Origin of the sequence: Pseudomonas sp. S5F11 (assembly GCF_019641515.1) — a bacterium.
In the GTDB taxonomy this organism is placed as follows: Bacteria; Pseudomonadota; Gammaproteobacteria; order Pseudomonadales; family Pseudomonadaceae; genus Aquipseudomonas; species Aquipseudomonas rhodesiae.
Genome location: NZ_JAIFJZ010000001.1, coordinates 2,333,690 through 2,356,631, shown reverse-complemented (window position 1 = coordinate 2,356,631; position 22,942 = coordinate 2,333,690). Strand labels below are relative to the sequence as shown.

Below are 22,942 nucleotides of genomic sequence, written 5' to 3'. Positions count from 1 at the left end.
TTCACTTCTTGGGGGGGCCGACTACTGTGACAGCATAGCCGAGCTACCTTGAAATTGATGGCCAGTTGGCGTCAAATCGACCCCGCGCCTTGGGCGAGGGAAAGTGGCTTGGCAAGACGGTTCAATTTAGCTCAATTCCGTTTAATTTGAAGGCGCGTAGGCATGGATGAACAACTGGCGACGAAACCCACGATTTTGTTGGTCGACGATGAAGAGTCGATCCTAAACAGCCTGCGCCGCCTGCTGCGCGGCCAGCCTTTCGACGTGGTGCTGGCGGGCAGCGGCGCCCAGGCCCTGGACATCATGGCCGCCCAACCCATCGACCTGGTGATGACCGACGCGCGTATGCCGGGCATGGACGGCGCGCAGTTACTGGCCGAGGTCCATCGGCTGTACCCCGGCACCAGCCGCATCCTGCTCACCGGTTACGCCGACCTGCCGACGATCGTCAAGGCGATCAACGAAGGGCATATCCACCGCTACATCAGCAAGCCCTGGAATGACGAAGAACTGCAGCTGGTCTTGCGCCAGACCCTGGAGCATCAGCGCCTGGAGCGTCTGACCCAGGTTCAGAACGAGCAGCTCAAGCAATTGAACGCCACCCTGGAAAAACGCGTGGCGGCGCGCACCAGCGAGTTGCAGCAGACCGCCGATATGCTCGATCTGGCCTACGACGAGCTCAAGCGCAGCTACGTGACCGGCACAGAAGTGTTTTCGCTGCTGGCCAACCTGCGCTTGCCCAAGAGCAAGCAAACCAACCGCGCGCTGATCGAACTGGTGCGCGTGTATTGCGCAGCGCAGAGCATCGACGAGTCCAGTGCCCGCGATCTGGCCATGGCGGCCGCGCTGTACAACATCGGCAAGCTGAGCTGGACCGACAGCATGCTGATGGAACCGGCGGACAAGCTGCACAGCACCGACCGTGAGCGCTATCGCGGTTATCCGACCCAGAGCGAATCGCTGTTGATGACCCTGGAACCGATGAAAGATGCCGCGCGGATCATTCGTCATCACCAGGAGCGCTGGGACGGCAGCGGCTTTCCCGATCACCTCAAGGGTGATGCGATTCCCTTCGGTTCGCGCCTGCTGAAGCTGGCGGTGGATTTTATCGAACTGCAAAAAGGCCTGATCCTGGAGCGGCAGATGAACAGCGACGAAGCGCTGTTGTTCATCCGCAAATACGCCGGGCGTCTGTATGATCCGGAGTTGATCGAGGGCTTTGTGCAGGCCTGCGCCACCTTCCTCAGCGACGTGACCCTGGGCGACCCGACCGTCAAGGTGCTGACCACCCGGGAACTGCAGGACGGTATGATCCTGGCGCGCAACCTCAACGCAGACAACGGCATGCTGCTGCTCAACGCCGGCAAGGTGCTGAACCTACCGCTGGTGGACAAGCTGATTGCGTTCGAGGCGATGGAGGGGGCCAAGTACAGCGTCTTTATCAAGGAACCGGACGAGGCGTGAGCCTTGGGCGGTGATTTTCACTGATTTGAATGCAAGGTTTTTATCGTATGTCCACCACTATCCGCATCGCCGCCGCCCTCCTGATCGGCGACGACGGCCAGACCCTGCTGGTGCGTAAACGCGGCACCCAGGCTTTTATGCAACCGGGCGGCAAGATCGACGCCGGCGAGCAACCCGCCGAAGCATTGGCCCGTGAGCTGTTCGAGGAACTGAACCTGCGTATCGACCCTGAAGCGGCGGCCTACTTGGGCCACTTCTCGGCCCCGGCGGCTAACGAGCCGGGTTGCACCGTGGAAGCCGAGCTGTTCCAGGTCAACATCGACGTACCCGTGGCCCCCGCCGCCGAGATCGAGGAAGTGCGCTGGATCGACCCGGCCGGTGACGGCGGCCTGGTCCTGGCGCCCCTGACCCGTGACCTGATCCTGCCGTTCTATCGCTCGTCCCTGGCCACCCCGGCCTGACGCCCATGCTGATCCGTGCGCTGGGGCCCGAGGATGCCGAGGCTTATCGGGCGTTGATGTTGGAGGCTTACGACACCTACCCCCAGGCATTCACCTCCAGCGTGGCCGAACGCGCCGCCATGCCCTTGAGCTGGTGGCAGAAGCGCCTCGACAACCCGCTGGATAGCCTGCTGGGCGGTTTTGACGGCGAGCGATTGGCCGGGATTGTCGGCCTGGCTTTCGAACCCCGGGAAAAGGCGCGGCACAAGGTCACGTTGTTCGGCATGTACGTGACCACGCAGTCCCAGCAACAGGGGCTGGGCCGCCGGCTGGTGGAAGCGGCGCTGGCCGAAGCACGGCGGCACCCGCGCCTTAAAGTCATCCAACTCACCGTCACCGCCGGCAACACCGCAGCGTTCACGCTGTACCAACGCTGCGGCTTTATCCAATACGGCCTGGAACCGCTGGCGGTGCGAGTGGGGGAGGACTACTTCGACAAGATCCATATGTGGCGCGAACTCAGGGTTAACTGAGGCCGGCGCGTTAGTGCGCCGTATGATCCCGCCCAGGCAATGACATCAACGGTGGGAGGGGGCTTGCCCCCGATGCTTATAGGCATCTACGCATCCTAACGGCTGGCCAGTAACGCTGTGTCGGCTGACCCGCCCCATCAGCGCACCGCACTCACCCCGTCCAACGTGGAAAACGACGTGTCCTTGGCCGTCAGCAGGAAGTCGCGCATATACGGCGCATCCAACATGTCGGCGCGAATGCCGGCGTACAACGTCGCGAACAACCCTTTCTCACCCAGGCGCTTGGCCTTTACGTAGCCGCGCGAGCTGTATTCATGCAGCGCCCAATGGGGCATGCCGCACACGCCACGGCCGCTGGCCACCAGTTGCATCATCATCACCGTCAGCTCGGAGGTGCGCACCTGGGCCGGTTCCACGTCGGCCGGTTCCAGAAAGCGCGTGAAGATGTCCAGGCGGTCGCGTTCCACCGGGTAGGTGATCAGGGTTTCGCTGAGCAAGTCTTCCGGCACGATATACGACTTGTTCGCCAGCGCATGCTGATTGGCCACGGCCAGCATCGCCTCGTAGGTAAACAACGGTACATAGGTGATGCCCGGCAGCTCCAGCGGGTCGGAGGTCACCACCAGGTCCAGGTCGCCACGGGCCAGGGCCGGCAGCGGGGCGAAGGCAAAACCGGAGGCCAAATCCAGCTCGACTTCCGGCCAGGCGTCGCGGAACTGGTCGATGGTCGGCATCAGCCACTGGAAGCAACTGTGGCATTCGATCGCCATGTGCAAGCGCCCGGCGGTGCCGCCGGCCAGGCGCGCGATATCGCGCTCGGCGCCGCGCAGCAAGGGCAGGGTGGCATCGGCCAATTGCAGCAGGCGCAGGCCGGCGCTGGTGAAGCGCAGCGGTTTGGTCTTGCGCACGAACAGCGGCATGCCCAGGCGTTCCTCCAGCTCCTTGAACTGGTGGGACAGCGCCGATTGCGTCAGATGCAGGCGCTCGGCGGCTTCCACCAGGCTGTCGGCTTCGCGCAGGGCGTGCAGGGTCTTTAAGTGACGGATTTCGAGCACGGGCTCTCCATGAGGGCAATTTGTGTTGAAGTGCAATGGCGTGAGTTTGGCTCATGTTGCAAAGCATGTCGACCATGACCACCGGGCACTCTTCATCAAACTGTCATGGAACTGTGGCAGCGCGCTTGAACAAACTTCATCAGACTCGCGCTCTACTGGGGTTCTGCGTTTTGGTGTTTTTCATGCGTGTGTTGTTTTTATTGGCCGCCTTGCTGTTCGGCCTGCCGTCTTTTGCGGCCTCCCGTTGCGATATCAACGTCCCGACCCAAACGGTCGATCTGGATCAGGTGGGCCTTGCCTATCAAAGCATCGGCCGTGCTTCGGACCCGGCCTTGTTGTTGGTGATGGGCCTGGGCGGGCAACTGATCCATTGGCCGGATGAAGTGGTAGTCGCCCTGTGTCAGCAAGGCTTTCGGGTGATCCGCTATGACAACCGTGATGTCGGCCTGTCCACTTGGCGCCAAGCGCCGGCCAGCGCCAACCTGACTTTTGAAGTGCTGCGCTACAAGCTCGGCCTGCCGGTGTCGGCGCCCTACACCCTGACCGATATGGCCGACGACGCCTTGGGCCTGATGGATGCGTTGCAGATCCAGCAATTTCACGTACTCGGCGCCAGCATGGGCGGCATGATCGCCCAGCACCTGGCGGCCATGGCGCCGCAGCGGGTCGAGAGCCTCACCCTGATCATGACCAGCTCCGGCGCCGAAGGGCTGCCGGCGCCGAACGCGGCGCTTGTGCAGTTGTTGTCGCGGCGCAGCGCGCCCAATCGCGAAGTCGCTCTGGAGCAACAGGCCGATCTGCTGGCGGCACTGGGCAGCCCAAACATCAAGGACGATCGCCAGGCTCTGCTGCACCAGGCGGCGCTGTCCTATGATCGCGCGTTCAACCCCGAAGGCGTGAAGCGCCAGATCATGGCGATCCTCGCCGAACCCAGCCGCGTGCCTTTGCTCAACCAGCTGCGCGTGCCGACGCTGGTGGTCCACGGCACCGCCGACCCGTTGCTGCCGGTGATGCACGGCGTGCACCTGGCGGCGCATATCCAGGGTAGCCAGTTGAAGCTGATCCCAGGCATGGCCCACCGGTTTCAGGAAGCGTTCAAGGCGCCGCTGCTGACGGCGGTGCTGCCGTACCTGCAAGCCCATCGCGAGGATGCCGCGCACTGGGCACGCATCGAGCCCGTGGCGCCTTCGAAGGTGTTGTGACATTGGTGTATGGTGCAACCTTTATGGCGCATATGGCCTGCGAGGTTGCCTAGCATGAGTACTCCCCTGAAAATCGATTTCGTCAGCGATGTGTCCTGTCCCTGGTGCATCATCGGCCTGCGCGGCCTGACCGATGCCCTGGACCAACTGGGCGCCGAGGTACAGGCCGAGATCCACTTCCAGCCGTTCGAACTCAACCCGAACATGCCGGCCGAAGGGCAGAACATCGTCGAACACATCACCGAGAAATACGGCTCCAGCGCTGAAGAGTCCCAGGCCAATCGCGCGCGCATCCGCGATCTGGGCGCGGCGTTGGGCTTTGCCTTTCGCACCGATGGCCAGAGCCGCATCTACAACACGTTCGATGCGCATCGCCTGCTGCATTGGGCCGGCCTTGAAGGCTTGCAGTACAACCTCAAGGAAGCCTTGTTCAAGGCCTACTTCACCGACCAGCAGAACCCCTCCGACCACGCCACCCTGGCGATCATCGCCGAAAGCGTCGGCCTGGATATCCAGCGCGCAGCCCAGATCCTCGCCAGCGACGAATACGCCGCCGACGTTCGCGAGCAAGAGCAACTGTGGGTTTCCCGGGGCGTGAGTTCGGTGCCCACCATCGTGTTCAACGACCAATACGCCGTGAGCGGTGGCCAACCGGCCGAAGCCTTTGTGGGCGCGATTCGCCAGATCATCAACGAAGCCAAAAACTAGAGCCCCCTCTCCAAAGGTGGGGGGCGCTGCGACGATTCGATGGCTGAGTGTCGGTCAGCGCTTGTAGCGCTCCAACCACCTATCGAGGGCAAGCCCTCTCCCACAGGGTATGGCAGTGTGCATGGAGTAAGTGCTGGCCCGCGCCTTGCATTGACCCCCTAAAGCCTTAGGGGAACACTGCCTTGAATATTCTCGATCTTGACCACAGCCTCACTGCGCAGGCGCCGATTGCCCGGCGGTTGGCCAGCGGCCAGGCCACGCGTATCGACCTGCTGGACCTGGGCCCCAAGCTGCGGCTGTGGTCCACCGCAAACACCTGGAAGCGCTTCGTCGAACGTCTGGCCCAGCGGCCTCGGCCCACCGACGCGCGACCGGAAATCCTGTTTATTGGCTCCGGCGATTATCACCACCTCACCCCGGCGTTCCTGGCCGATTTGAAAGAGCCGGTCAGCCTGATCCACTTCGATAATCACCCCGACTGGGTGCGCTTTGCGCCCAAGCGTCACTGCGGCTCGTGGGTCAACCGTGCGCTGAAAATGCCGGCTATCAAACGCATCGTCACCCTCGGCCCATGCAGTGACGACCTGCATAACCCGCAACTGCGCGGCGGTAACCTGGGCGCCCTCAGGCGCGGGCAGTTACAGCTGTTTCCCTGGCAGCATGCGCCGTCGAAAGTGTGGGGGCGGATCGGCGATGGCGCCGGGCATCAGCAGCGTGAAGATCAGCTGTATTGGCGCAACCTGGCGGAGCTGGATTGGACGGCATTTCTTGAGGAGATGATCAGCAGCCTGCCCACCGAAGCGGTGTGGATCACCGTTGATAAAGACGTGCTGGCCAGCGAAGACGCGGCCACCAACTGGGACCAGGGCGGCATGCGCCTGACCCACTTGCTCCAGGCCCTGCGCGCCTTGGCCGCGCGCAAACGCATTATCGGCATCGACGTGTGCGGCGAGTTCGCCACGCCAGCGTTCAGCAACGCGTTCAAGCGCTGGGAGGCCAAGTCCGATCAACCCCCCGCCGAGCGCTGGAGCCCTGAGGACTTGCAGCGCAATGCCGCGACCAATCAAGCCCTGATCGAACTGTTTGAGGAGTTGTTCCCGTGACCCTGACCGTAGTGGTGCTGGTGGCGTTTTCGATCGTGCTCGATGTGATCGGCCAACTGTGTTTCAAGATGGGCCTGGACCGTTTGCCGGAGCTGGAGGGCGGCTTTCGCCTGAATGCGTTCTGGGGGCAGGTATTCAATGCGCCGTTGTTGTGGGCGGGGATCGGTGCCTATGTGATCGAGTTTTTCGTCTGGCTCGAAGCCTTGTCGCGCGCGCCGCTGAGCTTGCTGTTTCCGGCGGCGGCGCTGGCGTATTGCGGGGTGGTGCTGGTCGGCAAACTGGTGCTGGGGGAAACCGTCAGCCGTCGGCGCTGGCTGGGAACCTTGGTGATCACCTTAGGGGTGATGCTGGTGGCGATTGGAGGAGGGCAGGCATGAGTACGCAGAACGTCAATGCCGGTTGGCTGCACGAACGCTTGGGCACGGTGGTGCTGTGGGCCCTGCTGATCTGCACCGAGAGCGCCGGCCAGCTGTTTACCAAGGTCGCCGGCGATCAGCTGGGACAGATGGATTTCAATTGGCGGTGGCTGGTGGAAGTCGCGCATAACCCCGGCATCCTGGCGGCGATTGCCTGCTACATCGGCGCGTTTTTCGTGTGGATGCTGATCCTGCGGCGCAGCAGTTTGTCCCTGGCCTTTCCCCTGAGTTCGCTGGTGTTCGTGGTGGTGCTGTTGGGGTCGTGGCTGGGGCTGGGGGAACATATCAGCCTGCTGCACTGGGTGGGGGTTGCAGTGATCATTGGCGGCATCGCCTTGCTGGCCGAAGGCGAAGAGAACTGATGGTAGAGGGGCTTGGCCCCCCGATGTTCATGGGTGGGAGGGGCAAGCCCCTCCCACATTGAATCAGTCGAACTTGTAGCTGATCGCCGTCTGCACCTGCCCCTGGTTCACATCGCCAGTCTGCTTGACGATGCTGCTGTCCGCCGCCGAGCCCACCAAGTGCACCCAGCTGGCGCTGGTCAACAGGGACCAGTGGGGCGCCAGGGGGAATTCGAAACTCTGGGTCAGCGTTACATTCTGGAAGCCGCCGCTGGCGCTGTATGGGCGATACCCGGTGGCGGCGGCCTCGTGGTCGTCCACGCCGAAAAACGTGTTGGTCTGCCGTGCGTCGGCGAAATGCGCCACCAGGCCGCTGCTGCCGATGATTCCGCCGCCCAGCGGGTAGCCCAGTTCGCCACCCAGTTTGCCCAACGTGCCGCTCTGGGCGTGGCCGCCGCCAACGGCCTGGCCCAACTGCGCGTAGACCCGCCAGAAATCAGCCGGTGCGTACTGCACGAAACCACCGATCTCAGCCATGTCCGACACATTGCGCAGGCCCTTTAGCGAGCCGTTGGAAGTGCGTCCCTGCAGGTAATTGATATACGGCCCAGCGCTGAAACCGTGGGTGTTCAACGCGCTCCAGGTCAGGCCGTCGTCGGTGCTGAGGCTGACATTGCCCCAGTCCAGGTCCACATAGGGCACGGGCCGGGTTTCGTAGCGGCTGCCGGTCGGGTCGTGGGGCTGGTAGCTCAGGCCGGCGCCGACTTCACCGCTGATGCCGTCGGCAAACGCGGCATTGGAGACACTCCACAGGCCAAGTAAACCGGCGAATGCCGCGTGGGTGATCCTCAACATGGTCACTGTTCCTTGATTGAATACCCGCGCATGAACGCGCAAAGCATGGCGGCCGTGCAAGCACTCATCTTGTTTGTAGCAAGCTACAAAAATTGTAGCTTCCACGACACTTATCACCTGCGTACCCCGAGCAAAGCCCCGGCCCCACGGGGTGATGGCCAGTTGGCACAGTCTCTGCTCTACCCCTGGTGCAAGCGCATGCAGCGCGCCCTCTTCAAGGTAAACGCAGATGATTGACTGGCATATCGTGTGTGACTTCGACGGGACCATCACGCCCACCGATGTCATCGACAACGTCCTCCAACGCTTCGCCGGCCCCGAGTGGGAAACCATCGAGCAGCAATGGCTGGACGGGCATATCGGTTCACGCGAATGCCTGAGCCGCCAACTGGCGCTGATCAAAGCCACGCCCAGCGAGCTGCTGGCGTACTTCGACAGCGTCGAGATCGACCCGGACTTTCCGGACTTCGTCGATCACGTCCTCGGCCTGGGGGCGAGCCTGGAAGTGGTCAGCGACGGCATCGAGCAAGGCATCGCGCGGATTTTGTCGCGCAACTACGTGACCTTGCTGCCGATCCTCGCCAACCGCCTGCGCCAGGTCGACCAGAACAGCTGGCGCATCGACTTCCCGTATTCCAGCGATGCCTGCCGCGCTGCATCCGGCAACTGCAAGTGCAAATCCACGCCAGGCAACAAGCGGGTGCTGGTGATCGGCGACGGCAAGTCCGACATGTGCGTGGCGTCCACCGCCGACTTCGTATTCGCCAAGGGCAGCCTCGCCGAGTACTGCACCGCCAATGCCATCCCCCACGCGCGCTTCGACACCTTCGCCGAAGTGACCGCACTGCTGGCGCGGCTCCCGCAGAGCCTTGCCGCCAACGCCACCTCCTTTGCTACCGACTCTCAGGAACTCTTCCATCATGTCTGATATCCGCATCGCTACCGCCGAAGACCAGGTGCTTCTGGATAAAGAAGCCAAGTATTGCTCCTACGGGGACACCGTCCACTACATCGAGCCGCCGCGCATTTTCAGCCGCTGCGAAGGCTCCTACGTGTGGGACACCGAAGACCAGGCCTACCTCGACCTGCAAATGTGGTACTCGGCGGTCAACTTCGGCTACGCCAACCCGCGCCTGAACAACGCGCTGAAACAGCAGATCGATACCCTGCCGCAAATCGCCAGCCAGTACCTGCACAAGGGCAAGATCGAGCTGTCGGAAATGATCGCGGTGGACGCCAAAAACAAGTTCGGTCGCGACGGTCGCGTGCACTTCAATGTCGGCGGCTCGCAATCGATTGAAGACTCCCTGAAAGTGGTGCGCAACGCTACCAACGGCAAGAGTTTGATGTTCGCCTTCGAAGGCGGTTACCACGGGCGCACCCTCGGTGCTTCGTCGATCACTTCCAGCTACCGCTACCGTCGCCGCTACGGCCACTTTGGCGAGCGCGCGCAGTTCATCCCGTTTCCGTACCACTTCCGTGGGCCCAAGGGCATGACCAAGGAAGAATATGGCAGCCACTGCGTGCAGCAATTCGCGCGGCTGTTCGAGACCGAATACAACGGCGTGTGGGACCCGAAAGTCGGCCAGAGCGAATACGCTGCGTTCTACGTTGAGCCGATCCAGGGCACCGGCGGTTACGTGATCCCGCCGATGAACTTCTATCGCGAACTCAAGCAAGTGCTGGATCAGCACGGCATTCTGCTGGTTTCCGATGAAATCCAGATGGGCTTCTATCGCACCGGCAAGCTGTGGTCGATCGAGCACTTCGACGTGCAGCCCGATGTGATCGTGTTCGGCAAGGCGCTGACCAACGGCCTCAACCCCCTGGGTGGTATCTGGGCTCGCGAAGAGTTGATCAACCCGAAGATCTTCCCGCCAGGCTCGACCCACTCCACCTTCGCCTCCAACCCGCTGGGCACGGCGGTGGGCCTGGAAATGTTCAAGATGACCAACGAAGTCGACTACGGCGCGATGGTGATGGCCAAGGGCAAGTTCTTCCTTGAAGGTTTGCAGGATTTGCAGAAGCGTTTCCCGATCATCGGTGACGTGGACGGCCTGGGCCTGGCCCTGCGCTGCGAAATCTGCGGCCCGGACGGTTTCACCCCGGACAAGGCAACCCTGGACTACATGGTCGAGGAAGGCATGAAGGGCGATATGGTGGTCGACGGGCAGAAACTCGGCCTGATCCTCGACGTAGGCGGTTACTACAAAAACGTGATCACCCTGGCGCCGTCCCTGGAAATCAGCTACCCGGAAATCGAACTGGGCCTCAAGCTGCTGGAACAACTGCTGGTACGGGCGACCAACCGGTGAACAGTCACGGGTTCGACCTCGGTGAAGGTGATGCCGGTTTCGTGCTCGGCAACGGTCCGGTCGGGGTCCTGTTGATCCATGGCCTGACCGGCACCCCGAACGAATTGCGCCAGGTCGCCAAGGGCCTGGCCAAGGACGGTACGTGCACGGTGTACGTGCCGACCCTGGCCGGGCACTGTGGCGGCAACAGCGACTTGCAGGCCACCGGCTGGCGCGACTGGTACGAAGGCGTGCGCAAGACCTTCGTGCAGGTGCGCCAGCGGCATGGGCAAGTGTTCGTCGGTGGCTTGTCCATGGGCGCGGTGATGTCGATGTACCTGGCTTCGGAGCATCCGGGCCAAGTCGCCGGGCTGCTGATGTATTCCACCACCCTTAAGTACGACGGCTGGAGCATCAGCAAAATGGCGTTCATCACGCCGTTGCTGATCCGCATCCCGTTCGGCGTTCGCCTGTTCCGGTTTACTGAAAAGCCGCCCTACGGCATCAAGAACCAACGGTTACGGGCAATCGTCGAGCGGCAGATGAAGGAGGGTGAAAGCAGCGAGGCGGGGTTATTGACCATGGAAGGGGTGACGGTGCGCGAGTTGCACTGGATGAACGCCGTGGTGAAAAAACGCATGCCGTCGATCAACGTCCCGGCGCTGGTGCTGCATTCGATCGAAGACGATATCACCAGCCGCTGGAACGCCGACTACGTCGAACGCCACTTCGGCGGGCCGGTGACCAAGATCCTGCTGGACGACTGCTACCACATGATCACCGTCGACCTGCAATACCGGCGGGTGATCGAACTGAGCGCCGCTTTCATCCGCGAACGGGCGAACGATGATGTGTTGGCGTGTTGTGGTTAACGCGACTGTTGTGCTGAGCGGGCTGTGCGCCAATCAGGCTCTTGGTGGTGAGCGGGTCAAGCCTGCTCACCGCGCGACCTGACCCAACTAGATCCTCAGCCAAAAAAGGGGAGCACGTGATCACCACCCAAGCCTTTGCAACCATCCGGGCGCTCCAGCGCAGTGCCTGGAACGATTGTTTTCCTGGTGCGCTGGAGGACTGGGACTACTACGTCGCCGTGGAAAACGCCGCCATCGAGGATTTTCAATGGCGCTATCTGGCCGTGTACGACAATGGAACGCTGGTGGCCGTGGCGCCGGCCTTTATCACCCATTACCGCCTTGACACCACTGTGTCCGGTGTCGGCAAGCGCCTGACCACGCGCTTGCAACGCGTGTGGCCCGGGGCTTTGCAGTTGGGGTTGTATGCAGTGGGCTCGCCGGTGGCCGAGCGCTGCGACGTCGGGTTCGCCAGTGACGTGCCGGCCGCGCGCCGACCGCTGTTGCTCAAGCACCTGTTGCACGCCGCGCGACAGGACGCCGATGACCTCGGCATCGGCCTGCTGGCGGTCAAGGATGCCCCCAGCCATGACCCGCACTGGCGCGAAAGTTGCCGCGCCGCCGGTTTCCAGAGCATGCCGAGCCTGCCCACCGGCGTGCTGCCGCTGCCCTATGGCTCGGTGGACGCCTACCTCGGCTCGCTGGGCAAATCCACGCGCAAGGACCTGCGCCGCAAGCTGCGCGCGCCAGGCCCGCGTGTCGAGTGGCGGGACAATATCGATGATGTGCTGCCCGAGGTCATGAGGCTGTACGAAGCCACGCTTACCCGCGCCGAATTGCAGTTCGAACGCTTGCCCGCCGACTACTTCACCGGCGTGCTCGAACGCCTCGAAGGGCGCGCGGTGTGTGTGCTGTACTGGGTGGACGAGCAACTGGTGGCGTTCAACCTCATGCTCAGGGACGAACATCGGCTGGTGGACAAGTTCTTCGGGCATGACGTCGCCTTCACCCGCGACCACAACCTGTACTTTCGCAGTTGGCTGACCAATGTCGACTACTGTATTCAACACAAAATTGCAGCGTACGAGTGCGGGCAGGCCGGGTATGCCAGTAAGCTGCGCCTGGGCTGCGAGTTCCAGGGCAACCAGGTGTTCTTCCGACACCGCAACCGCCTGGTCAACGGCCTGCTTGCGCTGGTAAAACTGTTTATTCGACCGGATCGTTCCGACCCTGCCATGGCTGCCGCAATAAGCGAAACCCGATGATCACCAAGACCCGCCAGAAAGCCCGTCCGTTTGCCATTTCGCGCTGGAGTGTCCAGCGCAAGCTGGTGCTGGCGTTCTGGTTGGTCAGCGTGATCCCCACCATGATTGCGGCGGAATTGGCCGCCACCACGCTGTCGGAAATTTTCGACAGCAACGTGCGCATCTGGCTGCAGGAGTCGACCAAGATCGTCAAGGACGAGATCGGCGATATCCTTCACGACAACGCGCGCATGGCCAAACTGTTCTTGCGCTACACCAGTCCGCCAGAGAGCAGGCAAGCCGCCAAGCACGATCGTCTGACCGCGGACATAGCCGATGCCACCGACATCGATGTGGTCGCGCTGATCCGCGTGAGTGACAACAAACCGGTGTTCAGCACCGCCGCCGACGACATCGTCAAACAGATCAGCCTGGCCCGGAACACCGTATTGCAGACCGTGCAGGTGGGCGGTGTTTCCACCGGCATCGTGGTCTCCACCTTCGAGACCACCCAGGAGGGCGTCGACTATGTGCTGTTGGTCGGCACCTACCTGGACAGCAGCTTCCTCACCAGCGTGGCCGATGTGCATTCCCTAGACCTGCGCCTGTACCTGGCCAACCCGGACGGCTTCTCGGAAATCTTTTCGACCCAACGCTTCGAGGATCACCCCTCGCGCATCCCCAAGGACGTCGAAACCGCGATGCGCAGCACGCGCCAACCCAGCGAGCAGTTCACCCATAACTACAGCGGCCTGTACTGGCCAATCTTCAACGACGCCGGCGAGTTGCAAGGCGTGATTTTCAGCGGGTTGCTGCGCCACACCAGCCTGGTGGGGCTGGTCAACCAGAGCAACTTGTTCGTGCTGATCTTTGTGCTCAGCTCGGCGTTGTCCCTGGCGGCCGGGGTGCTGGTGTCGCGACGCCTGACCAAGCCGCTGCGGGATCTGTCCCAGGGCGTCAGCGCGGTGATCTCAGGCGATTATGCGCACCGCGTCGAGGTCAGCGGCGGCGACGAATTGGCCCAGTTGAGCAGCACCTTCAACCACATGACCGAACGCTTGGGCGAATTGCACCAGCTCGAAGCCCAATTGCGGCGCCGCGACCGCCTGCATGCCCTGGGCGAAGTCGCCATGGGCCTGGCCCACGAGATCCGCAACCCGTTGGGCATCATCAAGACCGCCACCCAGTTGCTGCACCGCCGCGCCGACCTGCCGGACGCCGACAAGCGCCACCTCGAATATGTGATCAGTGAAGTCAGCCGCATCAATGACCTGATCACCGAGTTTCTCGACTTTGCCAAGCCCAACCCGCCGCTGCGCGTGGTGCAACCGGCGCGTGCACTGGTGGAAGAAATCCTCGGCTTCTGCGCGCCGGAACTGGCCACCCATAACATCGATGCGCAGATCGACGACCAGTCGCCGGGGGCGACGCTGTATGCCGATGCCCGCCAACTCAAACAGGCGTGTCTCAACCTGATCATCAACGCTATCGACGCCATGCCCGACGGCGGGCGTTTGACCTTGGGCATTCGCAGCGTGGGCGACAACACCGTCATCAGCATTGCCGACAGCGGCCAAGGCATTCCCGCCGAGATGATCGAGCGTATCTTCACGCCGTTTGTCACCACCAAGGCTTCGGGCACGGGGCTGGGGCTGGCCAAGGTCTATTCGATCATGGAAAGTCACGACGGCAGCATCGAATGCGCCAGTGAGAAAGAGGCCGGCGCCACCTTCAGCCTGTACATTCCGGCGCGGGGCGAAGACGACGAGGACAGTCATGACGCATAACGTATTAGTAGTCGACGATGAGCCCAAGCTGTGTGATTTGCTCGCCTCGGCCCTGGGCCAGAACGGCATTCAAGTATTCACCGCCGGCAACGGCCTGCACGCGCTTAAGGTGTTGGAGCAGGAAGACATCGACCTGGTGATCAGTGACTGGCGCATGCCGGGCATGGACGGTGCGGCGCTGCTGGCGGAAATCAAAACGCGCTACCCCCACGTGCCGGTGATCGTGATGACTGCCTACAGCACAGTGAAAAACGCTGTGCAGTCGATGCGTAACGGCGCCTATGACTACATCGGCAAGCCGTTCGATATCGACGAACTCGATATCACCGTGGCCAAAGCCCTGCAGTTTCGCGACATCCTGCGCGACAACGCACGCCTGCGCGCCGAGCTGGATGAGCACGCGCAGTTCGACAGCCTGGTGGGCGACAGCCCGGCGTTTCGCAAGGTGCTCCAGGCAGTGGATTCGGTGCGCGACAGCAGCGCCACCATCCTGCTGACTGGCGAGAGTGGTACCGGCAAGGAAATGGTCGCGCGCGCCATCCACAAGCACGGCAGCCGCGCCGACAAACCCTTCGTGGCGGTCAACTGCGCGGCGATTCCCGAAGGCTTGTTGGAAAGCGAGATGTTTGGCCATCGCAAGGGCGCGTTCACCGGCGCGGTGTCGGACCGGGTCGGGCGCTTCCAGCAGGCCGACAAGGGCACGTTGTTTCTCGATGAAGTAGGCGATATGCCCCTGGCCTTGCAGGCCAAGATCCTGCGCGCCTTGCAGGAGCGGGTGATTGAGCCGGTGGGCGACCCGCGCGAGCGCAAGGTGGACGTGCGAGTGATCGCCGCCACCAATAAAAACCTGCTGGATGCAGTGGCCAACAAAGAGTTTCGCGAAGACCTGTATTACCGCCTCAATGTGTTCCCGATCCCGCTGCCGGCCCTGCGCGAGCGGGTGGAAGACATCGCGCCCCTGGCCCGGCATTTCGCCCAGACCCTGAGCGCCACCGCCGGCAAACGCATCACCGGTTTCAGCCCCGAGGCCTTGCAGGCCATGGCGGCGTATCACTGGCCGGGTAATATCCGCGAGCTGCAAAACTGCGTGGAGCGCGCGACCATCGTGGCAGCCACGCCCGTGATCGAAGACATCGATTTGCCAGGCTATCTGTTTGCTTCCAAGCCCAGCGAGGGCGGCGTGGCGACGATTCTCAGCGACGGCCCCGGCATTCCCCAGGACTTGGATGCGGCGCTGGCCGAGGTCGAGAAAGCCTACATCCTGGCGGCGTTACAGGAGAGCAACGGCGTACAGGCCGCGGCGGCGGCAAAGATCGGGATTTCCGAGCGCAGCTTCTGGTATCGCCTGAAGAAGCTGGGCATCCAGGTCGACAAAATAGTCCGCTGACTCAACCGGGATAAAACTGTGGGAGGAGGCTTGCCCTAATGCCAGTCAGTTAGGGGATTCAGTTGATCCAGCCCAGGCAATAACTTTCAAAGGTGGGAGGGGGCTTGCCCCCGATTGCAGTGGCCCAGTTACAGATGAGCTGACTGTCACACAGCTATCGGGGGCAAGCCCCCTCCCACATGTTTGACCGCAGTGTGTCAGGTGTGAAGGCGTACCCAGACGCTTACCAGCACAGTTGCGGCGATTAGCCACGCTACTGCCGCTACGGCTAAAGAAGCCTCCAGGCGCATTCGGTCGACCATCACATACAACGCAGCCAGGTACACAAAGTACGGAATGATCGACCACATGCCGAACAGGATGGTGGTCTTCAAGTCTTCCACCGAGCGGCCTTTGCCGACGATGTAGTGGGCGATCAGCGCAAAGGTCGGGAACAGCGGCACCAGCCCGGCAATGTAATAGTTCTTGGTCTTGGCCAGCGCGGCGAGTATCAGCACCACCGCCGCGCCCAGGGCGGCCTTCAGAAACAGATCCATCAGTGACTCAACCCATATTTTTTGACTTTGTCGAACAGCGTGGTCTTGGCCATTCCCAGCTCCTGGCTGGCTTGGGTCAGGTTGCCGCCGCTGCGTTGCAGGGCGTCCATCAGCAAATTGCGCTCAAAGGCTTCCACCGCCTCGGTAAAGGCCAACCCCTGGCCGCCGCTGCTGGCGCCGCTTTTTTTGAATGCGGGCAGGCCGAGTGCGAAGCGTTCGGCGACGTTGCGCAGTTCGCGGACGTTGCCGGGCCAGTCGTGGCTCATCAAGCTGGATAGGGTCTGGTTATCCAGCTCCGGCGCGGTGCGGTCGAAACGCAGGGAGGACTGCTGCAGGAAATGCTCGAACAATTGCAGGATGTCTTCGCGGCGCTCGCGCAGTGGCGGCAACTCCAGGGTGACCACGTTGAGGCGGTAATACAGGTCGCTGCGGAACTGACTGGCGCGGCTCAGTTCGTCCAGGTCGGATTTGGTCGCGGCAATCACTCGGCAATCCACCGCCACGCTCTGGTTGGAGCCTAGGCGTTCCAGGGTGCGCTCCTGCAACACCCGCAGCAGTTTGATCTGCAGGTTGATGGGCATGCTTTCCACTTCGTCGAGGAACAGCGTGCCTTCATGGGCGTGTTCGATCTTGCCGATACGCCGCTTGCCGGCGCCAGTGAAGGCGTTGGCTTCGTGGCCGAAAATCTCGCTTTCAAACAGGTTTTCCGGCAAGCCGCCGCAGTTCAGGGCGACGAACTGGTGGGCGTGGCGCCGGCTGAAATCATGCAGGCAGCGGGCGACCAGTTCCTTGCCTGTGCCGGTCTCACCTTCGATCAACACATTGGCTGAGGTGTCGGCGACATTGGCGATCAATTCGCGCAGGTTCTGCATGGCCGGCGAACGCCCGATGATGCGGCCTTCCAGGGAGTCGCGTTCGGCCAGTTGACGGCGCAGCGCCCAGACTTCCCGCGCCAGCCCGCGCTGCTCCAGGGCGCGCCGGGCGACGTCCACCAGGCGTTCGGGGGAGAAGGGTTTTTCCATGAAGTCATAGGCGCCGTTGCGCATCGCCCCGACGGCCATGGAAATATCGCCGTGCCCCGTGATGAGCACCACCGGCAGGCTTTTATCCAGGGCTTTGAGGCGGGTGAGCAGCTCCAGGCCGTCGATGCCCGGCAGGCGGATATCGCTGATGACAATGCCGGCAAAGTTCTCGCCGACGCGCTTCAAGGCTTCCTCGGCGCTGGCCACCCCCACACTGGTGATGTCTTCCAGCGCCAGGGCCTGCTGGCAACCGAGCAGCACATGGGGGTCGTCTTCGACGATCAGGACGGTGAGGTCATTGGGGTCTGTATTCATGTCGACTCAGTGGGGTGAGCGCCCGCCAATGGCAGGCTCAGGACAAAGGCCGTACCACCGCTGGGCGGGTGTTCCACGGCGAGGTTGCCGCCGGTGGCCGCCGCCAGGCTGGCCGACAGGGTCAGCCCCAGGCCCAGGCCTTGTTCGCCGGGTTTGGTGGTAAAGAACGGTTCGAACAAATGTTTGCGCGCCTCGGGGTCGATGCCGTGGCCATTGTCGCGCACCTGCAAGCGGTATTTGCCCTCGGCGTTGCTGCCCTCCAGCCACAGTTCGGGCGCCGGCTGGGCCTGCATGGCATCCAGGGCGTTGCCGATCAGGTTGACCAGGATCTGCTCCAGGCGCGTCTGATCGATCTGCAATGGGGCGTCGGTAAAGTCACGGTGCAAGGTCAGTGGCAGGTTGTCCAGACGCGCGCTCAGCACCTGGAGCGCGGCGTCCACAGCCTTGGCCAGGCTGGCTTGGCCCTGGTCGTCGCCACGCCGGGCGAACGAGCGCAGGCTGGCGGTGATGCGGCCCATGCGGTCGATCAGTTCGTTGATGGTCTTGAGGTTGGTGCTGGCGGTGTCCAGCGCGCCGCGTTCGAGGAAGCGCACGGTATTGCCGGACAAGGTGCGCAGCGCCGCCAACGGCTGGTTCAATTCATGGGCGATGCTGGTGGACATCTGGCCGATGGCCGCCAGTTTACCGGCCTGCACCAGTTCATCCTGGGCGCGGCGCAGGGTTTCTTCGGCCTGGCGCCGTTCGCGGATCTGGCCCTTGAGCCGTTCGTTGCTGGCGCGCAGGTCGGCGGTGCGTTCGGCGATCCGCCGCTCCAGTTGGCTGTTGGCTTCCTGCAAGGCTTCCCGCGCGGCGAGGCGGGTGGCGATGACCTTGCGTCGCTCGTTCCAGGCAATCAGCAGGAATGCCACCAGGCCGAAGGCGACCGCCACCAGGATGCCCTGATTGATCGCTGCGCGACGCAGGTCGTTGAGTGGGGTGAGGAGGGTGAAGCTCCAGGGTGTGTCATTGAGCGGGCGCGATTGCGCCAGGTAGCTGACCTCGTGCTCGTCGTTGACCACTTCACTATTGGCCGGGAAGGTCAGTTTTTCCGTGCCTTCCTTCAAACGCTCGCGTGCCAGGGGCTCCAGCTCGTTCAAGGTGGCCCAGTAGTATTGCAGGCTGTGGGCGAGGCGTTCTTTGACCTCGTCGCTCAGTGGACGCACGGCCTTGAGGCGGCGGGCCGGGTCGCTGGATAGAATGATGATGCCGTTCTCGTCGCTCACGAACGCTTCGAGACGCGCACGCTGCCAGCGCTCTTCCAGGGCTTCGAGGCGCACTTTGACCACGGCGACGCCGATGATTTTGCCGTGCTCCTCCAGGCCATGGGCCAGGTAGTAGCCAGGCTCGCCGTTGGTGCTGCCGATGCCATAGAAACGGCCGGGCTGGCCGCGCACGGCGTTCTGGAAATACGCGCGGAAGGACAGGTCTTCCCCCTGGTAACTGTCGGCATCGCGCCAGTTACTGGTGGCGAGTACGCGGCCAGTGGTGTCCATCACGTAGATGGCCCGGCTGCGGCTGCGTCGGTTCAGGCCTTCGAGGTAATCGTTGACGGCTTTGCGGGTTTCTTGATTCGGGTCGGCCAGCAGTGTGGAGACACTGGTTTCCAGCTCCAGCAGGCTGGGCAGGTAGGTGTATTTGCTGATCTCGCTCTCGACGGTACGGGCATGCAGCTCCAACTGGCGTTCGCCGTTGTCGCTGAGGGTGCGGATGCCATAGTACTCACTGATCCAGAAGCCGATGTAACCCAGGCCGATCATCAGGGCGATGATCAACGGCGGCAGGAACAACTGGCGAATCAGGCGAGGTTTCACGGCAAGTGATGGCGGTGCGGCGCGAAATTGGTTGGGGTCGCATTTCATCACAGATGCCTTGGGTCAACCAGAGCTTGCCATGTAGGAGGGGGCTTGCCACCGATGACGGTGGCTCAGTACAGATGTACCGAATGACACACAGCTATCGGGGGCAAGCCCCCTCCCACACTGGCTCGGGCTTAATTGCTTAGTGCTGCAGGATTTTCTCGAGGAACTGCTGCGCGCGCTCGGAGCGGGCGCTGATGTCGCCGAAGAATTCTTCTTTCGGGCAGTCTTCGATGATCTTGCCGGCATCCATGAAGATCACGCGGTCGGCCACTTTACGGGCGAAGCCCATTTCGTGGGTCACGCACATCATGGTCATGCCTTCCTGAGCCAGTTGCACCATTACATCCAACACTTCGTTGACCATTTCCGGGTCCAGGGCCGAGGTCGGTTCGTCGAACAGCATGACGATCGGGTCCATGGCCAGGGCGCGGGCAATCGCCACACGTTGCTGCTGACCACCGGAGAGCTGGCCAGGATGCTTGTGGGCGTGTGCCGACAGGCCGACGCGCTCAAGCAATTGCAGGCCTTTCTTGGTGGCTTCTTCCTTACTGCGGCCGAGCACCTTGATCTGCGCGATGGTCAGGTTTTCGGTGATGGTCAGGTGTGGGAACAGCTCGAAGTGCTGGAACACCATGCCCACGCGCGAGCGCAGTTTCGGCAGGTTGGTCTTCGGGTCTGCGATGGAAGTGCCGTCGACCACGATGTCGCCTTTCTGGAACGGTTCCAGCGCGTTCACGCACTTGATCAGGGTGGATTTGCCCGAGCCGGAGGGCCCGCACACCACGATCACTTCGCCTTTTTTAACCTCGGTGCTGCAATCGGTCAGCACCTGGAAGTCGCCATACCACTTGTTGATGTTCTTGATAGAGATCATACGGCAAACCTTTTTTGCAGACGCTTGACCAGCAGCGAGGCGGAAAAGCTGATGATGAAGTAGACGACACCGGCGAAGATCAGGAACTCATTGGAGCGCCCGATGATATCGCCGTTGGAGCGGGCGGAGTTGAGGAAGTCCACCAGGCCCACGGTGTAGACCAGCGACGTATCCTGGAACAGGATGATCGACTGTTGCAGCAGCAACGGGGTCATCTTGCGGAACGCCTGGGGCAGGATGATCAGGCGCATGGTCTGGCCGTAGGTCATGCCCATGGCCTGTGCTGCCGCCATCTGGCCCTTGGGGATCGACTGCACGCCGGCCCGCACGATTTCACAGAAGTACGCGGCTTCGAACATCATGAAAGCCACGACGCAGGAGGTGAACGCACCGATCGGGGTGTCTTCGCCGGTGATCCAGCGCAGCACGAACGGCACCGCCAGGTAGAACCAGGTGATCACCAGCAGCAGGGGGATCGAGCGGAAGTAGTTCACATAGGCGCCGGCCAGACGCGACAGCAGTTTGCTGGACGACAGGCGCATCAGCGCGAGAATCGTGCCCAGGGCGATACCGCCGATCACGCCCATGACCATCAGCTTCAAGGTCATGATCATGCCGTTCCACAGGCCGGGCATGGCGGGGATGATACCGCTGAAATCGAGTTCCATTATTTACCCCCCACGGAGATCAGGCCGGGCACTGCGACTTTCTTCTCGACCAGGCGCATCAGCAGCATCAGGCTCATGTTCAGGGTGAAGTAGATCAGCGTGGCCAGGGTGAAGGCTTCGAACAGGTTGGCCGAGAACTCGGCGGTCTGTTTGGTTTGCGCCAGCAGTTCCATCAGGCCGATCAAGGACGCCACCGAGGAGTTCTTGAAGACGTTGAGGAATTCCGAGGTGAGGGGCGGGATGATGATGCGGTAGGCCTGGGGCAGCAGCACGTTCCAGTAGATCTGCGGCAGCTTGAAGCCCATGGCGCGGGCGGCGGCTTCCTGGCCGCGTGGCAGCGCCTGGATACCGGTGCGCACTTGTTCGCAGACACGGGCCGCGGTGAACAGGCCCAGGCACACGACAACGCTCAGGTAGGCCGAGGTGGTCGGGTTCAAGTCCTGCTTGTACCAGTCCTGCAGGTTCTGCGGCAGCAGGTCGGGCACCAGGAAGTACCAGATAAACAGCTGCACCAGCAACGGCACGTTACGGAACAGCTCCACGTAACAGGTCGCAATGCCGGATACCAGCCGGTTCGGCACGGTGCGCATGACCCCCAGAATGGAGCCCAGCAGCAAGGCGATGATCCATGCCACGACGGCGATGGCGATGGTCCAGCCCAAGCCGGCGATGTACCAGTCGAGATAAGTCTCGCTGCCCACGCCGGTGGACTTGAAGAACACGCCCCAGTCCCAGTTGTAATTCATTAGGGTCTCCCCCGAAATCGATCGATGTACAAGCACCCGCTTGGGGAAAATCCATTCCCGCCTGACGTTGAACGCCAGGCACACGCGATCGGCTCGAAAACCGCCAGGTCGAGTGTTCCAAGTTAAAACCAGCAGGTAGTAACAGACGCCTGAGGGAGGGTTGGCTCCCTCAGGAGATAAGGTTAGTCAGCTTTTAGATCTTTACTTCCGGAGCCGGCTTATCGGTCGGGTTCTGGATCAGTTCCTTGACCTTGTCGCTCATCGGGAAGTTGAGGTTCAGGCCTTTAGGTGGAACCGGGCTTTCGAACCACTTGCCGTAGATCTTGTTGATCTCGCCGGACTTGTACAGACCGATGATGGCGTCATCCACGGCTTTCTTGAACGCTGGGTCGTCTTTGCGGACCATGCAGGCGTAGGCTTCGAAAGACTGCGGAGTACCGGTGATCACCCAGTCATCCGGCTTCTTGGCCTTGGCTTCCTCACCGGCCAGCAGGGCGTCGTCCATCATGAACGCTACTGCGCGGCCGCCTTCAAGCATCTGGAAGGATTCGCCGTGGTCTTTGGCGGAGATGATGTTCATGCCCATCTGCTTGTCGGCGTTCATCGACTTGATGATGCGCTCGGACGTGGTGCCGGCGGTGGTCACGACGTTCTTGCCTTTAAGGTCGGCAAAGTCGGCATAGCTTGGCTTGCCATCTTTGTCTTTCTTGACCAGCAGACGGGTGCCGATTTCGAAGATGTTGGTGGTGAAAGCGACTTGCTGGGCGCGTTCGGCGTTGTTGGTGGTGGAACCGCACTCGATGTCGACGGTGCCGTTCTGAACCAGCGGAATACGGGTCTGCGAGGTCACCAGGTTGTAACGGGTCTGCAGATCGGGCTTGTTCAGGTCTTTTTTCAGGGCTTCAACGATGGCCAGCTGAATGTCGTGGGAGTAACCCACAGGTTTGCCCGAGCCATCCGCGATGTAGGAGAACGGAATGGAGCTGTCGCGGTGCCCGAGGGTGATGGTGCCGGAGTCGTTGATTTTCTTCAGCGTGCCGGTGAGTTCGGCGGCAAAGACTGGAGTGCTGATCAGAGCAGCAGCGATAGCTGCGCCCAAAATATGGGGAACGATGCGCATCAATACTTCCTCGACATTTGTTTTTTTTATGAAGCCGGCTAAACGGCTCTCTTGTACAGCGAATGTCCGTGACGGCTCCTGAG

Annotated in this window: 23 protein-coding genes; 14 read left to right on the top strand and 9 right to left on the bottom strand. The window is 61.9% G+C overall.

All coding sequences use genetic code 11. The annotated features are described in order from the left end of the window. The first annotated feature begins 162 nt into the window (after positions 1 to 162). The 3 genes from K1567_RS10720 to K1567_RS10710 are packed head-to-tail and all read left to right on the top strand — an operon-like array spanning position 163 to position 2,437. Positions 163 to 1,464, top strand: coding sequence for an HD domain-containing phosphohydrolase (locus tag K1567_RS10720; RefSeq protein ID WP_034096100.1), 1,302 nt, complete (start codon positions 163 to 165; stop codon positions 1,462 to 1,464). A gap of 47 nt (positions 1,465 to 1,511) precedes the next feature. Next, positions 1,512 to 1,925, top strand: coding sequence for an NUDIX domain-containing protein (locus K1567_RS10715; RefSeq protein WP_034111939.1), 414 nt, complete (start codon positions 1,512 to 1,514; stop codon positions 1,923 to 1,925). A 5-nt stretch (positions 1,926 to 1,930) separates the two neighbouring features. Beyond that, the gene (locus K1567_RS10710; protein WP_034096102.1) at positions 1,931 to 2,437 is read left to right on the top strand and encodes a GNAT family N-acetyltransferase; all 507 of its coding nucleotides are present in this window, start codon (positions 1,931 to 1,933) and stop codon (positions 2,435 to 2,437) included. 137 nt (positions 2,438 to 2,574) lie between these two features. On the opposite strand, the gene metR is transcribed toward K1567_RS10710, so the two are convergent. Next, on the bottom strand, positions 2,575 to 3,492 hold the full coding sequence (gene metR / locus K1567_RS10705; RefSeq protein WP_034096103.1) for a transcriptional regulator MetR: 918 nt from the start codon (positions 3,490 to 3,492) through the stop codon (positions 2,575 to 2,577). A gap of 182 nt (positions 3,493 to 3,674) precedes the next feature. Between metR and K1567_RS10700 the strand changes: the two genes are divergently transcribed. The 5 genes from K1567_RS10700 (at position 3,675) to K1567_RS10680 (ending at position 7,283) form a co-directional block, all read left to right on the top strand. Next, entirely contained in the window at positions 3,675 to 4,694 is a 1,020-nt protein-coding gene (locus tag K1567_RS10700; RefSeq protein WP_220698482.1) for an alpha/beta fold hydrolase, read from the top strand. Between the two features lie 54 nt (positions 4,695 to 4,748). Then, positions 4,749 to 5,402, top strand: coding sequence for a DsbA family oxidoreductase (locus K1567_RS10695; RefSeq protein WP_034096105.1), 654 nt, complete (start codon positions 4,749 to 4,751; stop codon positions 5,400 to 5,402). Between the two features lie 182 nt (positions 5,403 to 5,584). Continuing rightward, complete coding sequence (locus K1567_RS10690) at positions 5,585 to 6,505, top strand: arginase (RefSeq protein ID WP_034111941.1); 921 nt, start codon at positions 5,585 to 5,587, stop codon at positions 6,503 to 6,505. Then, positions 6,502 to 6,882 carry an EamA family transporter gene (locus tag K1567_RS10685; RefSeq protein ID WP_034096107.1) on the top strand — a complete coding sequence of 127 codons (381 nt, stop codon included), beginning with the start codon at positions 6,502 to 6,504 and terminating at the stop codon, positions 6,880 to 6,882. Before K1567_RS10690 ends, K1567_RS10685 begins: the two co-directional genes overlap by 4 nt. After that, positions 6,879 to 7,283 carry an EamA family transporter gene (locus K1567_RS10680; RefSeq protein WP_034111943.1) on the top strand — a complete coding sequence of 135 codons (405 nt, stop codon included), beginning with the start codon at positions 6,879 to 6,881 and terminating at the stop codon, positions 7,281 to 7,283. The genes K1567_RS10685 and K1567_RS10680 overlap by 4 nt, the downstream gene beginning before the upstream one ends. Positions 7,284 to 7,346: 63 nt before the next feature. On the opposite strand, the gene K1567_RS10675 is transcribed toward K1567_RS10680, so the two are convergent. Next, positions 7,347 to 8,117: a MipA/OmpV family protein gene (locus tag K1567_RS10675; protein ID WP_220698481.1), complete on the bottom strand. Its 771-nt coding sequence runs from the start codon at positions 8,115 to 8,117 to the stop codon at positions 7,347 to 7,349. 229 nt (positions 8,118 to 8,346) lie between these two features. Here K1567_RS10675 and K1567_RS10670 point away from each other — a divergent pair, with 229 nt between their 5' ends. The 6 genes from K1567_RS10670 (at position 8,347) to K1567_RS10645 (ending at position 15,680) form a co-directional block, all read left to right on the top strand. Continuing rightward, positions 8,347 to 9,045 (top strand): HAD-IB family phosphatase, encoded by a 699-nt coding sequence (locus tag K1567_RS10670; protein WP_034111949.1) that lies wholly within the window; start codon positions 8,347 to 8,349, stop codon positions 9,043 to 9,045. Next, positions 9,038 to 10,432 carry an aspartate aminotransferase family protein gene (locus K1567_RS10665; protein ID WP_034096112.1) on the top strand — a complete coding sequence of 465 codons (1,395 nt, stop codon included), beginning with the start codon at positions 9,038 to 9,040 and terminating at the stop codon, positions 10,430 to 10,432. The genes K1567_RS10670 and K1567_RS10665 overlap by 8 nt, the downstream gene beginning before the upstream one ends. Next, positions 10,429 to 11,283 carry a carboxylesterase gene (locus K1567_RS10660; RefSeq protein WP_213548804.1) on the top strand — a complete coding sequence of 285 codons (855 nt, stop codon included), beginning with the start codon at positions 10,429 to 10,431 and terminating at the stop codon, positions 11,281 to 11,283. The genes K1567_RS10665 and K1567_RS10660 overlap by 4 nt, the downstream gene beginning before the upstream one ends. A 116-nt stretch (positions 11,284 to 11,399) precedes the next feature. Continuing rightward, positions 11,400 to 12,527 (top strand): GNAT family N-acetyltransferase, encoded by a 1,128-nt coding sequence (locus K1567_RS10655; RefSeq protein ID WP_034096114.1) that lies wholly within the window; start codon positions 11,400 to 11,402, stop codon positions 12,525 to 12,527. Continuing rightward, entirely contained in the window at positions 12,524 to 14,293 is a 1,770-nt protein-coding gene (locus K1567_RS10650) for a HAMP domain-containing sensor histidine kinase (RefSeq protein WP_034111953.1), read from the top strand. The genes K1567_RS10655 and K1567_RS10650 overlap by 4 nt, the downstream gene beginning before the upstream one ends. Beyond that, entirely contained in the window at positions 14,283 to 15,680 is a 1,398-nt protein-coding gene (locus K1567_RS10645) for a sigma-54 dependent transcriptional regulator (protein WP_220698480.1), read from the top strand. Before K1567_RS10650 ends, K1567_RS10645 begins: the two co-directional genes overlap by 11 nt. 197 nt (positions 15,681 to 15,877) lie before the next feature. Here the strand turns inward: K1567_RS10645 and K1567_RS10640 are convergent, their stop codons facing one another. From K1567_RS10640 to K1567_RS10610, 7 genes are all read right to left on the bottom strand, one after another. Continuing rightward, a complete protein-coding gene (locus K1567_RS10640; RefSeq protein WP_034096117.1) occupies positions 15,878 to 16,216 on the bottom strand; it encodes a GlpM family protein in 339 nt (112 codons plus the stop codon). Continuing rightward, complete coding sequence (locus tag K1567_RS10635) at positions 16,216 to 17,553, bottom strand: sigma-54 dependent transcriptional regulator (RefSeq protein WP_034096118.1); 1,338 nt, start codon at positions 17,551 to 17,553, stop codon at positions 16,216 to 16,218. The genes K1567_RS10640 and K1567_RS10635 overlap by 1 nt, the downstream gene beginning before the upstream one ends. Continuing rightward, a complete protein-coding gene (locus K1567_RS10630) occupies positions 17,550 to 19,451 on the bottom strand; it encodes a sensor histidine kinase (protein WP_034096119.1) in 1,902 nt (633 codons plus the stop codon). Before K1567_RS10630 ends, K1567_RS10635 begins: the two co-directional genes overlap by 4 nt. Before the next feature lie 139 nt (positions 19,452 to 19,590). Then, complete coding sequence (locus K1567_RS10625) at positions 19,591 to 20,325, bottom strand: amino acid ABC transporter ATP-binding protein (RefSeq protein ID WP_034096120.1); 735 nt, start codon at positions 20,323 to 20,325, stop codon at positions 19,591 to 19,593. Then, positions 20,322 to 20,993, bottom strand: coding sequence for an ABC transporter permease subunit (locus K1567_RS10620; protein ID WP_034096121.1), 672 nt, complete (start codon positions 20,991 to 20,993; stop codon positions 20,322 to 20,324). Before K1567_RS10620 ends, K1567_RS10625 begins: the two co-directional genes overlap by 4 nt. Then, positions 20,993 to 21,739, bottom strand: a complete 747-nt coding sequence (locus K1567_RS10615) for an amino acid ABC transporter permease (protein ID WP_034096122.1) — start codon at positions 21,737 to 21,739, stop codon at positions 20,993 to 20,995. Before K1567_RS10615 ends, K1567_RS10620 begins: the two co-directional genes overlap by 1 nt. Before the next feature lie 193 nt (positions 21,740 to 21,932). After that, complete coding sequence (locus tag K1567_RS10610) at positions 21,933 to 22,859, bottom strand: glutamate/aspartate ABC transporter substrate-binding protein (protein ID WP_034096123.1); 927 nt, start codon at positions 22,857 to 22,859, stop codon at positions 21,933 to 21,935. Positions 22,860 to 22,942: the final 83 nt, after the last annotated feature.

Excerpts from the sequence above, each read along its gene's own strand:
- K1567_RS10720 (WP_034096100.1), top strand. The coding sequence starts at position 163 with ATGGATGAACAACTGGCGACGAAACCCACGATTTTGTTGGTCGACGAT.
- K1567_RS10715 (WP_034111939.1), top strand. The coding sequence starts at position 1,512 with ATGTCCACCACTATCCGCATCGCCGCCGCCCTCCTGATCGGCGACGAC.
- K1567_RS10710 (WP_034096102.1), top strand. The coding sequence starts at position 1,931 with ATGCTGATCCGTGCGCTGGGGCCCGAGGATGCCGAGGCTTATCGGGCG.
- K1567_RS10700 (WP_220698482.1), top strand. The coding sequence starts at position 3,675 with ATGCGTGTGTTGTTTTTATTGGCCGCCTTGCTGTTCGGCCTGCCGTCT.
- K1567_RS10695 (WP_034096105.1), top strand. The coding sequence starts at position 4,749 with ATGAGTACTCCCCTGAAAATCGATTTCGTCAGCGATGTGTCCTGTCCC.
- K1567_RS10680 (WP_034111943.1), top strand. The coding sequence starts at position 6,879 with ATGAGTACGCAGAACGTCAATGCCGGTTGGCTGCACGAACGCTTGGGC.
- K1567_RS10675 (WP_220698481.1), bottom strand. The coding sequence starts at position 8,117 with ATGTTGAGGATCACCCACGCGGCATTCGCCGGTTTACTTGGCCTGTGG.
- K1567_RS10670 (WP_034111949.1), top strand. The coding sequence starts at position 8,347 with ATGATTGACTGGCATATCGTGTGTGACTTCGACGGGACCATCACGCCC.
- K1567_RS10665 (WP_034096112.1), top strand. The coding sequence starts at position 9,038 with ATGTCTGATATCCGCATCGCTACCGCCGAAGACCAGGTGCTTCTGGAT.
- K1567_RS10650 (WP_034111953.1), top strand. The coding sequence starts at position 12,524 with ATGATCACCAAGACCCGCCAGAAAGCCCGTCCGTTTGCCATTTCGCGC.
- K1567_RS10645 (WP_220698480.1), top strand. The coding sequence starts at position 14,283 with ATGACGCATAACGTATTAGTAGTCGACGATGAGCCCAAGCTGTGTGAT.
- K1567_RS10640 (WP_034096117.1), bottom strand. The coding sequence starts at position 16,216 with ATGGATCTGTTTCTGAAGGCCGCCCTGGGCGCGGCGGTGGTGCTGATA.
- K1567_RS10635 (WP_034096118.1), bottom strand. The coding sequence starts at position 17,553 with ATGAATACAGACCCCAATGACCTCACCGTCCTGATCGTCGAAGACGAC.
- K1567_RS10630 (WP_034096119.1), bottom strand. The coding sequence starts at position 19,451 with ATGAAATGCGACCCCAACCAATTTCGCGCCGCACCGCCATCACTTGCC.
- K1567_RS10625 (WP_034096120.1), bottom strand. The coding sequence starts at position 20,325 with ATGATCTCTATCAAGAACATCAACAAGTGGTATGGCGACTTCCAGGTG.
- K1567_RS10620 (WP_034096121.1), bottom strand. The coding sequence starts at position 20,993 with ATGGAACTCGATTTCAGCGGTATCATCCCCGCCATGCCCGGCCTGTGG.
- K1567_RS10615 (WP_034096122.1), bottom strand. The coding sequence starts at position 21,739 with ATGAATTACAACTGGGACTGGGGCGTGTTCTTCAAGTCCACCGGCGTG.
- K1567_RS10610 (WP_034096123.1), bottom strand. The coding sequence starts at position 22,859 with ATGCGCATCGTTCCCCATATTTTGGGCGCAGCTATCGCTGCTGCTCTG.